3 protein-coding genes are annotated in these 14,919 nt (G+C 76.5%); all 3 read right to left on the bottom strand.

What is annotated here, in order from left to right; genetic code table 11:
- Positions 1-93 precede the first annotated feature (93 nt).
- From AC07AL_RS08900 to AC07AL_RS08910, 3 genes are read right to left on the bottom strand one after another with little or no spacing between them, the layout of a single operon-like run.
- Positions 94-4,659 (bottom strand): non-ribosomal peptide synthetase, encoded by a 4,566-nt coding sequence (locus tag AC07AL_RS08900; protein ID WP_478317250.1) that lies wholly within the window; start codon positions 4,657-4,659, stop codon positions 94-96.
- Entirely contained in the window at positions 4,656-7,634 is a 2,979-nt protein-coding gene (locus AC07AL_RS08905; RefSeq protein WP_363586186.1) for a type I polyketide synthase, read from the bottom strand. Before AC07AL_RS08905 ends, AC07AL_RS08900 begins: the two co-directional genes overlap by 4 nt.
- The gene (locus AC07AL_RS08910) at positions 7,631-14,110 is read right to left on the bottom strand and encodes an amino acid adenylation domain-containing protein (RefSeq protein ID WP_478317251.1); all 6,480 of its coding nucleotides are present in this window, start codon (positions 14,108-14,110) and stop codon (positions 7,631-7,633) included. The genes AC07AL_RS08905 and AC07AL_RS08910 overlap by 4 nt, the downstream gene beginning before the upstream one ends.
- Between the last annotated feature and the right edge of the window lie 809 nt (positions 14,111-14,919).

Here is a 14,919-nt window from a genome sequence, read left to right on the forward strand (position 1 = left end):
GGGCGGTTGGGACGCGGGCGCGACGGGCGCACCGCGCGGGGGGTACGGCCGGGGCGGGTAGGGCTGGGGCGGGTGCGGCTGGGGGGCCGGGCCTCAGCCCTGGTCGGGTTCGAGCTCCGCCAGGGCCCGGGCGAGGTGCTCGCGCAGCTCGGCCTGCGGGAAGAGGCCGACGGCTCCGGTCAGGAGCACCGAACACCCTCCCGAGCGGGCCGGTTGCACGTGGAGGACGAGGTCGAGGTCCGCCCAGTGCTCGGGCACGGTGTCGTGGGGCGGGTCGTCCGGCACCACGGCCGGGTTCTCCTCCTGCCCGTGGACGACCAGCCCGGCCGCGCAGACCGGCGGCCGGAGCGCGGGGTCGACCGGATCGGCGAGCTCGGCGATGTGCAGCAGCGGCAGGTCGGCGTGGTCCAGGGCCGACAGCAGCGCCCGGTGGGCGTGGCCGGCCCCGGTGGCGCCGAGCACCACCGGCAGCAGGTCGACGGCGCGGCCGACGAGCGTTTCCTCGGTGGCCGCCGAGCGGTGGGAGACCGGCATGCCGATCACCGTGGACGTGCCGCCCGACATCCGGGAGACGATCCGGCCGAGCAGGTCGAGGAAGGCGGCCGTGGTGGTCGTGCCCGCCGTCCGGCCCGCCCGCTGGAGGCGCGCGTACGCGTCGGCGGGGAGGACCTTCCGCACCCCGTGGTTGCGGAAGGTCCTCGGGCCGGTGCGGCGCTCGGCGAACGGGTCCGGGGGGACCGGGCCCAGGCTGGTGCGCCAGTACTGTTCCAGTTCGGCGCGCCGGGCCGTGCGGCGGGAGGCCCTGGCGCGGGCGTAGTCGCTGTAGCGCGGGGCCGGCCGGGGCAGGTCGCGTCCGGCGAGCAGGTTGAGGAGCTCGTCGGCGAGGATGCCCACGGAGGCGCCGTCGCCCCGGTGGCGGGCCAGCCTCAGCAGCAGGTGCCGGACGGTGCCGTCCTCTCCGGTCAGCAGGACGACCTCCAGCCCCGGTGATCCTGCGGGCAGTGGCCGCTCGATCAGTGCGGTGTCCCAGTGGACCTGGGCGGGCTGGTCCGGCAGTGGGGCCACGGGGCAGGGCTGCCACGCGTCGTGCTGTCCCGATCCGGCGGCCCCCGGTGTCGCCTCCGTCGTCCCGGGCACGGCCTGCGGGGCCGCCGGCCGCAGGGCCTCGTGCCGGGCGACCAGTGCGCGGACCGCCCGCTCCACGTCCCGCGGATCCACGGGGGCGTCGAGCCCGAGCAGCAGCGGAATCGGGGGAGCGGGGTGTCCGAGGGCCCGCTCCTGCTGGGCCACCAGGAGCTGTTCGGGTGTCTGGGAAGCGCCGGCTCCGGCGTCGGCGGGAGGCGGCGGTGCTGCTGCTGCTGCGAGCAACGTCCTGACCTCGGTGGCGAGTTCGGCGGCCAGCGGATGCGTCAGGACGGTGCGCACGGGGACCTCCGCCCCGAGGCGGCGGCTCAGCGCGGAGGCGATCCGGGCCGCCCCCAGCGACGCCCCGCCGAGGTCGTAGAGATGGTCGTCCAGGGTGGCCGACGGCCGGTCGAGCGCCGCCGCGAACGCCTCCACCACGGCGGCGGCCACCCGGTCGTGGGCGGCGGCGGGGCCCGCCGCCGTGCGCGCGGAGCGCACCATCGCCAGCAGCGCGCGGCGGTCCGCCTTGCCATTGGCGGTCACCGGCAGCCGAGGGAGCACCCGGATCTCGCCGGGCACCATGTACGGCGGGAGGGTACGGGCCAGATGGGCGCGCACCGCCGCCGGGTCCGGGGCGGGCTCGCCGGTGACGAAGCCCACCAGGCGGCTGACGCGTTCCCCGACGACGACGGTGGCCGCCTCCCGCACCCCCGGCGCGTCCACGACGTGCCGGTCGACCTCCTCCAGCTCCACCCGGTGGCCGCGCACCTTGACCTGGTTGTCGCTGCGGCCGACGAATTGCACGCTCCCGTCGGCGTTCCACCGCACCCGGTCCCCGGTGCGGTACATCCGCGAGCCCGGGGGACCGGCCGGGTCGGGCAGGAACCGGGCCGCCGTCTCGGCCGGACGGCCCCGGTAGCCGCGCGCCACCCCGGTGCCGCCGATGTACAGCTCGCCGGTGACCCCGATGGGCACCGGACGCAGCGCGCCGTCGAGGATGTGCAGGCGCACGCCGGAGATGGGGTGGCCGACGGGGGCGGTGCCGCCCTCGGCCCCCGCCGCGCACCGGTACGACGTGGCGTCGATGCAGGTCTCGGACGGCCCGTACTGGTTGCGCAGTTCACCGCGGCCGACGCGCAGGTAGCGGTCGGCCTGCGCCGAGGGCAGCGCCTCCCCGCCGCAGAAGACGACCCGGGCCGGCAGCCGGCGCAGGTCCTCGTCGTCCAGGGCCGCGAGCAGGGACGGGACGACGTCGACCACGGTCGCGGAGTGCTCCAGGGCGGCCTCCACCAGGGCGGCCGGATGCGCCCCGAGGTCGACGCCGGGGAAGACCACGCCGGCCCCGGCGACCAGCGGTCCGAAGCACTGCCACAGCGACGGGTCGAAGACCAGGGGAATGGTCTGGAGCACCCGGTCGGGGGCGGCGAGGCCGATCGCCTCGCGGCGCCAGGCGAGCTCGTTGGCCAGCGCCCCCAGCGGCACCGGGACGCACTTGGGCGTACCGGTCGTGCCGGAGGTGAACACCGCGTAGGCCAGGTCCTGCGGGCCCGTGCGGGCCACGGGCGGCACCGCCGCCCCGGTGGCCGGGAGCTCGCGCGCGCCCCCTCGGGGGAGCCGGATCGTCCGGAGTGCCCTCCCCGGCGCGCCGCCGTCGGCACGGTCTTCGTCGGCATGGTCCCCGTCGGCATCGTGCCCGGGGGCGTCGGCCGTGCGGACGAGGAAGTCCGCCCGGGCGCTGCGCAGCAGGGCGCGGCGGCGTTCCACGGGGTCGTCGGGGCGCAGCGCGATGATCCAGCCGCCGAGCCGCCAGACCGCCAGGGCCAGCGCCGGGTAGTCGGCGCCCGCCGGTACGTCCAGGGCCACCGCCGAGCCGGGGCCGACCCCGGCCAGGGCGAGGTGGGCCGCCGCGCGCTCGGTGCGCTCGTGCAGCGCCCGGTAGGTGAGGTGACCGCCGGCGGCGTCCCAGACGGCGAAGGCCTCGGGGGTGCGCCGCGCCCAGTCCGCGAAGGCGTCGTAGGGCAGGCGGGCCCCGGCCGCGGGCGGCGCCGTGGAGGCGGCCGCGATGGTCTCGCGCTCGGCCGGGTCGCGTGTGTCCAGCGCGGCCAGCGGCGCGTCGGGGGCGGCGAGCACGGAGGCGAGGCAGCGTCGGTAGGCCCGTCCGAGCCGGGCGAGGGCCGCGTCGGTGTAGTGCTGCGGGGAGCCGGTCAGCCGGACGGCGGCGGTGTCGGCGTGTTCCGTGAGCTGCACGGTCAGCGCGCCCTGGTCGCCCTGGACGCGCACCGGCAGGGGGGTGACCGTGAGGGGGCCGGCCGGGCGCGGCCGGTTGTCCTCGTGGGTCAGGACGAAGGCGGCGGCGGGTACGGGCACGGCGATGTCGTCGGAGGTCAGGGGGAGGGTCGGGTGTCGGGAACCGGTCAGGAGCTGCTCGCCGGTCCGCCGGGCCAGCGCGGCGAAGCCCAGCGCGGGGGGCAGGGACAGGGCGAGGGGCATAGCGGAGACGAAGGCGCCCACGGTGAGGTCGTAGCGCTCCGCCGCCCGGTTGGCGGTGGGAACGCTCACGGAGGCCGTCCGGGCGCCGGTGACCGCGCTCCAGGTGGCCGCGAACGCGGCGAGCCACACCGCGTGCGCCGTGCAGGCGTACCGCCGGGCGAACGCGTGGACCTGCCGGGTGAGGTCCGGGGGCAGCGCCAGCTCGGCGTGCGGCATCCGGGCGGTCTGCTGCGAGGCGGTCTGCTCCGAGGCGGTCGGGTCGACGGCGAAGGGGAGTTCGGCCCCGTCGTCGGCGCTGCCGCCGGAGCGGGCCCAGTGGGCGGCGTGGGCGGCCAGCGCGGCCCGCCCGTCCGGCGACTGCTCCCAGTGGACGTAGTCGAGGTGCTGGGCGGCCGGCGCGGGACGGGCGGAACCGGGGCCGCCCCCGGCGGCGTACGCGTCCAGCAGGTCGTCGATCAGCACCCCCAACGACCATCCGTCGCAGACGGCGTGGTGGAAGGTCAGGAGGAGGGTGTGCTGCTGCGGCCCCTGGGCCAGCAGGACGGCACGGACGTACGGGGGCCGGTCCAGGCGGAACGGGCGCGCCGCCTCGGCGTCGAGGGCCCGGTCCCGCTCCGGCGTTCCCGGGGGCACCGGCCGCACCTCCAGCGGGATGCGGGCGGGCAGGTCGAAGCGCTGCCGGGGCACCCCGTTCTCCTGGCCGAAACGGGTGCGCAGGGCCAGATGGCGCCCGGCGAGGGCGTCCAGGCACGCGCGGAGCCGGTCGATGTCGAGCGGGCCCGCGAGCTGGAGGGCCAGGGGCACGGTGTAGGCCGCCGACGCGGCGGGGGACGCCTGCTCGGCGAGCCACATCCGGTACTGGGTGACGGAGAGGGGGTGGCTGCCGGCCGCGGCCTCCGGGCGGGGCGGGAGCGCCGGTTCCGAATCCGCCGATGACGGTGCGGCAGCCGCCGGAGACGCGGCCGCGGGGCTGCGCCCCTGGAGCCGGGCGGCCAGTTCGGCGCGCTGCCCGGGGGTGAGCCGGTCGAGGGGTGAGGCGGTCATCCGAGCTCCTCCCCGGCCTCGTCGAGGATCTGCTGGGCGATCAACCGCTCCACCAGCGCGTACTGGAGCCCGATGGACCGGGCCCGCAGCAGCTCGCCGACGGGGACGTCGACGCCGAACCGGCGGCTCATCCCGCGCGCCAGCCGGGCCACGGTGAGCGAGTCACCGCCCAGCTGGAAGAAGTCGGCCGTGTCGGGCACGTCGGTCACCCCCAGCTGTTCGGCCCACAGGGCGCGGAGGATCGCGACGGGGGTGTCCGCGACGGGATCGGCCGCGTCGGTGACGGGTGGTCCGGGCGGTGGTCCTGGCGGTGCTCCGGGCGCCGGGGCGGCCGGCACCGGGTGGCGCGGGCCGTGGAACGGATAGGTCGGCAGGGGGACGGAGCGCCCCGGGGCCTGGAGCGGGGAGAGGTCCAGGGGGAGGCCGGAGCACCACAGCCGGCCGATCGCCGCCAGCACCGGGCGGGCGGTGGCAGCGGCCGGGGCGTGCGACGGCGCGGCGGGGGCCGGCGGCGAGGAGCCCAGCAGCGGGATCGCGGGCAGCCCGGCGGCTTCCGCGAAGCCGCTCAGCACCCGGCCGGGCCCGACCTCGACCGCGACGGCGTCGGGGAACTTCGCCCGGGCCGTCGCCAGCGCGTCCGCGAAGCGCACCGGCCGGCGGGCGGCCCGGGCGAAGTGGCCGGGGTCGGTGAGCGAGCCCTCGGGCAGCAGCTGCCCCTCCGTGTTCTCGATCCACGCCAGGGCGGCGGGGCGCACCTCATCGGCCGCCGGTGTGCCCCGCAGCGCGTCGGCCGCCGGTTCGATCAGCGGGGAGTGGAAGGCACGGGACGACCGCAGCACCTTGGCCGCGTACCGGCCGCCGATCCGCTCCCGGAAGGCCGCCACCGCCCCGGGGGACCCGGCGAGCACGGTGCTGGTGGCGGCGTTGACCGCCGCGATGCTCAGCTCGGCACCGGTCTCGGCCAGCAGGGCCCGGGCCTCGGCCTCGCCGCAGGCCAGCGAGACCATCGCGCCCGGGGCGCAGTCCTGCATCAGCAGGGCCCGGCGTGCCACGAGAGGGGCCGCGGCGTCGAGGGCGAGCGCGCCGGCCAGGGTCGCCGCCGTGATCTCCCCCAGGCTGTGCCCGAGCAGCGCGCAGGGGACCAGGCCCAGGGCGAGCAGAGCCGTCCCGGCGGCGTACTCGACGGCGAAGAGCGCGGGCTGGGCGAGCGCCGTCCGGGCGAGGCGTTCGGCGGGGAAGGCGGCGTCGTGCAGCGCCTCGTCCACCTCGCGGGCGAGCCCGGGGGAGAAGGCGGCCAGGCAGGCGTCCAGCGCGTCGGCGAACGGGGGCAGGGCGGCGGCGAAGGGCGCCGCCATGCCGGGGAACTGCGTCCCCTGCCCCGGGAAGAGCAGCAGCGCCGGGGCGGGGTGCGCCGCGGGCTCCGGTGTCGCCTCGGCCGGGGCCCGCAGCGCCGCCACGACCTCGGCCACGCTCGCGCCCACCGCCGAGGAGCGGTAGGGGAGTTCCGCCCGCCGGGTGAGGGTCCGGCCGACGTCCTCCAGCGAGGGGGCGGCTTCGGCGTCCTCCAGGTGCGCGGCGAGCCGCTCCCGCATGCGGGTGAGGGCCCGCGGGTCCTTCGCGGAGAGCACCACCAGCCGTTCCCGCCCGGACGGCGGGGCGGGCGGCGCGGCGGCCGGCTCCGGAGGCTGCTCCACCACCATGTGCACGTTGGTCCCGCCCACGCCGAACGAGCTCACCGCGGCCCGGCGCGGCTGCGGGCCCCGCCACGGCCCGGCCTCGGTGGGCAGGGACAGCGGCGAGTCCTCCCGCTCCAGCAGCGAATTGGCCCGGCTCAGCCCGGGAATCGCGGGCACGTACCCGTGCCGGAGCACCAGCAGCGCCTTCACCAGCCCGGCGAGTCCGGCGGCGGCGTCGAGGTGGCCGATGGTCGCCTTGAGCGCGCCGACCGGGATGCTGCCGGGAGCGGCACCCAGCGATCGGTACACCGAGGAGGCGGCGGACCACTCGATGGGGTCGCCGACGCGGGTGCCGGTGCCGTGGCTCTCCAGGTAGCCGACGGACGCGGCGTCGACGTCGGCGGCGGCGAGCGCGGCGCGGATCGCCTGCTCCTGGCCCGCCGCCGACGGCGCGAGGAAGCCCGCCTTGGCGGTGCCGTCGTTGTTGACGGCGGAGCCCAGCAGCACTCCGTGCAGGGGGAGCGGGCCGTCCGCCACGTCCTCGTAGCGGCGCAGCACGACGCCCAGCGCCCCCGAGCCGCCGAGGGTGCCGTCCGCCGAGGCGTCGAAGGGGCGGCAGTGCCCGCTGAGCGACATCACTCCGCCGGCCATGGGCAGGTGCCCCGCCTGGGGGGCGTTGGCCGACGCGGCGAGCACCAGGGCCTGGTCGCACTCCCCGTTGTTCAGCGCCTGGACGGCCAGGTGGGCCGCGACGAGCGAGGAGGAGCAGGCCGTGAGGACGGTGAGCGCGGGCCCGGTCAGCCCCAGTTTGTAGGCGATGCGCGTCGCGAGGAAATCGCGTTCGTTGACGAGGAGCGCCTCCTCGAACTCCGGGGGCGCCAGCGAGCCGGAGGCCAGGAGCGCCCGCAGGTGACCGCTGCCGCTGGCGGCCGCGTACACCGCCGTCCGCAGACCGTCGCCGGCCGTGACGCTGTGGCCGGCGTCCTCCAGGGCGGCCCAGGCGCACTCCAGCAGCAGGCGGTGCTGCGGGTCCGTCAGCCCGGCCTCGCGGGGGCTGACGCCGAAGAACGCGTGGTCGAAGCGGTCGGGATCGTCGAGCGACCCGTGGACGGGGACGTAGGCCGGATCGTCGGCGAGGGACGCGGGGACGCCGCGGGCCGACAGCTCCTCCCGGCTCAGGCGCCGGGTCAGCACCCGCCCGTCGCGCAGGGCCTGCCACAGCTGTGCCACATCGGCCGCTCCGGGGAAGCGCCCCGTCATGCCGGTGACGGCGATGTCGAGGGAACGGTCGCGGTTCATCGGTCGGCCTCCTGGGCACGGCGGTCGCGGAGCGTACGGGCCGCGTCGCCGCGTCGGCGACGGGACGACCCGGCTGAGGGCGTTGGTTCCGTCCCGGGGGCGGGCGGCGGGTCCGTTTTCGCGCGGGCCAGTCGGGCCGCGAGGTCGGCGACGGTGCTGTGGCGGAAGAGGTCGAGGATCGGCAGCCGGACGCCGGTGTGCCGGTGCAGCGCCTCCTGGAGCGCCGGCACCAGCAGCGAATGCCCCCCGAGGTCGAAGAAGTTGACGTCGCCGGGAACCTCGACGACGCCCAGGACCTCCCGCCACGCCGCGGTGACCGCCGCGTGCCCGGGCGACACGTCCCCGGCGGGCCGGGCGAGCGCCGAGGCCCGGCGCCGGGCCGCCTCCTGCTCCAGGGCCCGCCGGTCGACCTTGCCGTTGGGGGTGACGGGCAGCCGCTCCAGCGCGTGGACCACGGCGGGGACCATGAACTCCGGTAGGAGCTCGGCGACTTCGCGCCGGATAGCCTCCGGCCGCCCGCCGCCGGTGACGAAGCCGACGAGGCGCGCGCCGCCGTCGGCGACCACGGCCGCCTCCCGGACGCCCTCGGCGCCGCGCAGCGCCGCCTCCACCTCGGCGGGCTGCACCCGGTGGCCACGGACCTTGATCTGGTGGTCCAGCCGGCCGACGAAGGCGAGCGCCTCCGGCCCCTGCCACCGCACCCGGTCGCCCGTGCGGTACATCCGGGCCCCCGGCTCGCCGCTGAACGGGTCGGGCAGGAAGGCGCCGGCCGTCTCGGCGGGCCGGCCGACGTACCCCCGGCCCACCCCCGCGCCGCCGACGTACAGTTCGCCGTCGACCCCCGGGGGGACGGGGCGCAGGGCGTGGTCCAGGACGTAGAGGCGGTACCCCGGCACCGGGCCGCCGATGTCCACGGCCTCCGGCCCGTGGTAACGGCGGTAGCTCGCCCAGACGGTGGCCTCGGTGGGCCCGTACTCGTTGACCAGCGCCACCCCGGGCAGGACGGCGAAGTGGCGCCGCAGCAGCTCGTCCGGGAGCGGCTCCCCGGCCGTGACGACCTCGCGCAGGCTTCGCACCGCGTCGGGGCCGGCCCGGTCGGCGGCGGTGAGCAGCAGGGCGTGGAGCGAGGGCACGCACAGCAGCCGGGTGACCTGGTGCCGGGCGATCAGGGTGACCAGGGCCTCGGGGTCGCGGACCTCGTCGTCGCTCGCGACGACCAGGCGGCCACCGGCCGACAGCGTTCCCCAGATCCCGGCCGCGGCCGAGTCGAACGCCGCGGGCGAGAGCAGCAGGAAGACCGGCCGCCCCGGATAGACGGTGCGGCGGGCGGCCGTGGAGGCGGCCAGCGTGCCGTGCTCGATCACCACGCCCTTGGGCCGCCCGGTCGTCCCGGAGGTGTAGATGACGTACGCGGGATCGTGCGGTCCGGGCGGGAGGGGGACGGCGGGCTCGGCACTCCGGTCGGCCGCCGGCCCGGCCGTCGGCGCGGCACTCCGGTCGGCCCCCGGCTCGGGCGTCGGGCGCAGGGGGACCACGGGGACCAGCGGGACCAGCGGCAGCCCGAAGGACGCCGCCCGCCCGGCCATGGCCGCGTCGGCGACGACGGCGCAGGCCCCGCAGTCGGCCAGGCACGCCGTCATGCGGGAGTCGGGGTGCCGGGGATCGAGCGGGACGTACGCGGCACCGGCGAAGTGCACACCGAGCAGCGCGGTCATCTGGCCCGCGGACCGCTCGGTCAGCACCGCCACCCGGGCGCCCCGGCCCGCGCCCCGGGCCGTCAGCCGGGCGGCGAGGTCCAGGGCGTCGGCCCGCAGCCGCCCGTACGTGAGCTGCTCGCCCCCGGCGACCACGGCGGTCCGCTCCGGTGCCTCCCGGGCGATCCGGGCGATGAGCTCGCTCACCGGGACCACCGGCGCGAACGGCTCCGGGCCCCGCCCCCACTCCAGGGGGAGGCGCCCCGGGTCCAGCGCCACGGGGAGCGCGGCCGGTGCGGAGGGCTCGGCCGCCAGCGCGAGCAGCGCCCCGCGGATCCGCTCGGCCAGCTGCCAGGCCTGGTCCGTCGTCCACCGGTCGGTGCGGTGGAGCACGTCCAGCCGGGCGCCGTCAGCGGTCTCCCGGAGCAGGATCTCGACGTCGTACTTCGCGATGGCCGCCGGGATCTCCACCGGGCGGGCGCGGACGCCGGGCGGCGCGGCCGTCGCCGTGGCCGGCTGCTCATGGTCGACCAGCACCTGGAACAGGGGGGCCTGCCCCGGACCGGCCCGCAGACCGAGCTCCCTGACGAGTTCGTCGAAGGGGTGCGCGCGGTGTGCGTGCGCCCGCAGGAGGGCCGCGTGCGCCTGGGCGACCGCCTCGCCGGCGGTGCCGCCGGGGCGGGGGCGCAGCCGTACCGGGACGGGGTTGACGAAGAGGCCGACGGCCTCGCTGAAGCCGGGCGGTCGGACGTCCATGGTGGTACCGACCAGGACGTCGCCCGCCGCGCCGTAGCGGTCGGCCGTCACCGCGAACGCCGACAGGACGAGGACGAGGGCAGTGGTGCGATGGGTACGCGCCGCCTCGGCCACGCGCTGCCACTGCGCCGCGTCCAGCGGGACGCCGACCGTCGCCGCGGTGCGCCGGTGCGGGCCCGGCCGGGGCCCGCCGAGGGCGACCGGCGAGTGGGCGGAGACGCCGGCGAGCTCCTCGGCCCAGAACCGGCGCAGCCGTTCGGCCTCGGCGGGCGACGGCCCGGGGACGGCGCCCGCCGGGGCGGGCGGGAGCGCCGGGCCGCCGGCCAGCCGGCTCAGCAGCTGCTCGGTGATCAGCTCCGTGGAGCGGCGGTCGAGCACGAGGTGGTGGCCGACGAAGACCAGCACGTGGTCCCCGGGGCCGGTCCTGAGCACCCGCAGCTCGACCAAGGGCTCCTCGAACAGGTCGAAGGGCCGGTGGGCCACGCGCCGCAGGTGCTCCGCCAGGGCGTGCCCGGGCACGTCCCGCACGCTCACGGTGAACGCCGTGAGGGGCCACTGCCCGCGCCCGGGGGCCACGTCGTCGTCGATGACCCGCAGCCGAGTCTCGGGGTGGGCGGTGAGCACGTCGTGCCAGGCCGCCTCCAGGCGCCCGGGATCCAGCGGACCGCTCAGCCGCAGCGCCCAGTACACGGTGAACTCATGGCTGTCCGGCTCCGCCCGGTGCAGCAGCCACAGCCGCCGCTGGGCGGCCGACAGGCCGGCGGGCGCAGCCGTGGACGGGCCCTCGCCGCCGGCGGGCGCGGCCCGCGCGATCAGGTGCCGCAACCCTTCCGGTGTCGGGTCGCCGAAGAACGAGGCGAGGTCGACGCGCACCCCGCACTCCTGGTTGACCTCGGCGACGAGCCGGGCCGCGTCCAGTGAACTCCCGCCGCAGGAGAAGAAGTTGTCCCCGTTCGAGGCGGGCGGGCGGCCGAGCGTCAGCGCCCAGAGCCGGACGGCGGGGTCCGCGCCGCCGTCCGGCGGCTGCACGGGCACGGGCACGGGCAGGGCACGCTCGTCGACCTTTCCGCTGAGCGTGAGCGGGAACGCGTCGACGACCTCGATGTGCGCGGGCACCGCGGCGGGCGCCAGCCGCCGGGCCGCGAGGCTGCGCAGCTCCCCCGGCACCGGAACCGGCCCGGGGCGGCGGGGGGTGACCCAGGCGAGGAGCCCCGCCGTCCCGATCGGACCCTGGCGTGCCACGTGGGCGTCCTGGACGCCCGGCGTGCCGCGCAGCACCTCCTCCACCTCGTACGGGTCGACCCGCTGGCCGCGCACCTTCAGCTGGTGGTCGGTCCGGCCGTGGTAGATCAGGTGTCCGTCGGCACCGAGGGTGACGCGGTCCCCCGTGCGGTACATCCGGGCGCCGGGTGCCGGGGCGAAGGGGTCCGGGAGGTAGCGCTCGGCCGTGAGCGCGGGGGCGTTGAGGTAGCCGCGGGTGACCAGCGGCCCCGCGAGGTACAGCTCGCCGCGGGAACCGACCGGCACGGGGCGGAGGTCGGGGCCCAGGACGTAGGCCGAGGTGCCGTCGAGGGGCCGGCCGATGCTGGGGGTCCCGTACTCGTCGAAACCGCACCACGTGGTCTGGATCGTGACCTCGGTCGGACCGTAGCCGTTGGATCCCCTGACACCCAGCTCGCGCAGCCTGCGCCAGGTCGTGGCGTCGACCGCCTCGCCCCCGAAGTCCAGCTCCAGGCCCGTGCGTTGGAACATCTCCTCCACGCCGAAGGGGCGCATGGCGGCGAACATCGACGGCGAGGTGCTGAGCAGGCGCACGTCGTTGCGCTCGACCCACTGCACCAGCGCCTGCGGATCGCGGTACGTGGCCTGGTCGGCCACCACCAGGCAGCTGCCCCGGAAGAGGTAGAGGAGCTGCTGGAAGAAGACGTCGAAGGAGACGGCGGCGGTGACGCCGACCCGGGCGGCCCCGGCTCCCGCCGGCTGCGCGTCGACGAGGACGGCGAGACCTCGGTGCTCGACCATGACGCCCTTGGGGCGGCCGGTGGTGCCCGAGGTGTGCAGGACGTACGCCAGATCGTGGGGGCGGGCGTCTTCGGCGTGCGCGTTCTCGGCGTCCGGGGCCTCGGTGTGCGCGTTCTCCGCGTCCGGGGCCCCGGCGTGCGCGTCCTCGTCGACGATCGTGAGCGAGGCGTCGAGCCGGTGGCGTGACGCGGGGTCGCACAGCACGAGACGGGTGCCGGTGTCCGCCACGACGTAGGCGAGACGGGAGTCGGGCTGGGAGGGGTCGAGGGCGACGACGTGGGCCCGCACCCGCCACGCCGCCAGCACGGAGGCGACCAGGGCGACGCCCCGCTCGCGCAGGACGCCCACCGCGGTGCCCGGGCCCGCGCCGTGGCGGCGCAGGGCGGCGGCGAGCCGGGCGACCTCGCGGTCCAGGCCGGCGAAGGTGAGGAGGTCGTCGCCGCACCGCACCGCCGGCCGCCGGGGCTGTGTGCGCACCCAGGCGTCGAACCGGTCCATGAGGGGCTGTGCGTGCGCCGACGGATCGGCCGGCCCGACGATCAGGGACGGCGTCGCCGCGCTCGTCGAGCGGGGCAGCGGTGCCCCCGGGTTGCGGGCGAGGGCGAGCAGGACCCGGCGGTAGACGGCGAGCAGTTCGGCGGCGGCCGCGTGGGTCGTGCCGCCGCGCACCCGGCGCGTCACCGTCACCGAGGCGTCGTCCGCCCGTAAGCACAGGTCGAATTCGAGGTCGAAACGAGTGAGGCCGTTCGTCCCGCCGGGGTGCCCGGCCGGGGGAGCGGCTCCGGGAGCTTCGAGGGCTTCAGGGGCTCCGGGGGTTTCAGTCGCTTCAGTCGCTCCGGGCGCCTCCGGTGCACCTGCGACGGGTGCCGCCGGCTCACGCACCGCTTCCGCCCCGGGTACGGTGCCCGCCGCCCACGCCGCTTCCATCGCACGGACGGTGAGCCCGCCGAGTGCCGGCCCCGGAAGGGGGTCCCGCAGCTGGAAACTGACGGTGAGTCCGGGCGCCGCGGCGTCGAAGAGGTCCGCGCTCTCGTGGATCGGCTCGTGCGCGTGGGACAGCGCCTCGGCGACGGTCCGCCGCACACCGTCGCAGAGCTCGGTGCCGGAGGCTCCCGAGGGCCACCGCTGGCGCAGCGGGACCATCCGCGCGAAGCAGCCGACCAGCGACACGGTGGCCGGTGTCCGGGAGGCGAACGGTGTGGCGACCATGACGTCGGGGGCGTTGCCCTGCGTGGCGAACGCCGCGTAGAGGGCGGCGAGTCCCATGAGGTACGGGGTGACGCGCAGGCGGCGGGCCGCCGCGCGCACCGCGTCGGCCTCGTCCGGGGGCAGCGGGAGCACCAGGACGTCGGCTTCGGCCGTCCGGGGGCCCGGGGTGCGCGGCAGGGCCTCCGGCCACTGGGCGTCCGCCAGTTCGAGGGGCCAGAAGCGGGAGGGCTCCGCCGGCGCGGGCGGGTCGGACACCGCGGGCGGTGCCGGTGACGGTGTGAAGGGGGGCCCGCCGCCGGTGCGCGCGTTGTACGCGGCACCGATGTCCGCCAGCACGTTCTCCAGCGACGCCCCGTCGCACGCGATGTGGTGCACCAGGAGGGAGAGCACATGGTGGTCCGGTCGGTGCCGGAACAGGTCGACGCGGACGGGGCAGTCTCGTCTCAGGTCGAACCGGTGGCGTCCGACGGGCGCCCAGGGCGTGGCGTCGACCGTCGTGGCCGTGTCCATCGCGGTCCATCGCGGCTGCGGCACGCCGGGAACCCAGGAGGGCACGCCGTCCTCGTCGACGAGCCGGCGGGCGAACACGGGGTGCCGGGCGACGGTCTCCTCGACGGCGCCCTTCAGGGCCTGCTCGTCGAGCTGCCCGCGCAGTTCCCAGACGCGGTGGATGTTGAAGGACTCCGGCTGGTCCCGACAAGTGAGCCAGATACCGAACTCCGGGGCCGAGAGCGGGAACGCGAATTCGGCATCCGGCGCCGGACCCGAATCCGAAACCAGGTCGCTCCTGTTCACTTCGGTTGCCCCTTCCGTACGTGCTGGCGGCACTCGGCCGGTGGTCCGAGCGCGGGGTGTCGAGAGGAAGAATGAAGCCGTGCGGCCATCCGGGCATGGGGCTCTGCAAACTCGAAGAGTTCGCCCGTGAGCGGGCGGATGCCGGCGACGGCGAATTGAGAGGGGAACCAGGGGCGCGTACGTGAAGGTGCGGTCGGCGCCCTCGGGGATCGGTGCCCCGGGTCGGACCTCCGGCACGCCGGGGTCCGTTCACGAAACGAGTCTGTATGTACCCTGGGAGTTTTTCAAGAACGAGCAAACGGAATGTCTCATTCTCGAAGGTGCAGGGAAGGCGACTTTCTGGACATAGGGCTATGCCCGCCTCTCCCGACACCGGATCCAGTGCTTCCGCCGACGCCCCTGCCGCCTCGGGGGCGGCGCAAGAGCGCACTTTGGGGCGAATCACACCGTTGGTTTGAGTGAAACCTGTGGACCTTGCGAAGATTGGTTAAAGGATGTTATATGGCTCGGTAAATGAGCTTCGGGCCTGGATTGGCGCACTTCTCGAAGGCTTGACCCCTGTGGTACGTTCCAGGCGAAGGTGTATCTGATCTGCTTCGTCGGCTGCGCACGGTGAGCGGAGACCCCTTATTTCGACAGGGTTCGAAAGGGTTCGACAGGAGTGGAAAATCCTGTGGATCGCGGACCTGAAGTCGGTATTCATATGGCTCCCGCCAATTCATCGACCGCCCGCCTGGCAGGCGGCCGTGCCCCGCAGGCAATATCTCGACAGGGAGGTCTCATGGGTCTGCAATTCGGCTTCTGTTTCG

Source organism: Kitasatospora sp. NPDC043949, from assembly GCF_056435365.1.

Coding starts and splice junctions, on each gene's coding strand:
- AC07AL_RS08905 (WP_363586186.1), bottom strand. CDS start 7,634: ATGAACCGCGACCGTTCCCTCGACATCGCCGTCACCGGCATGACGGGG.
- AC07AL_RS08900 (WP_478317250.1), bottom strand. CDS start 4,659: ATGACCGCCTCACCCCTCGACCGGCTCACCCCCGGGCAGCGCGCCGAA.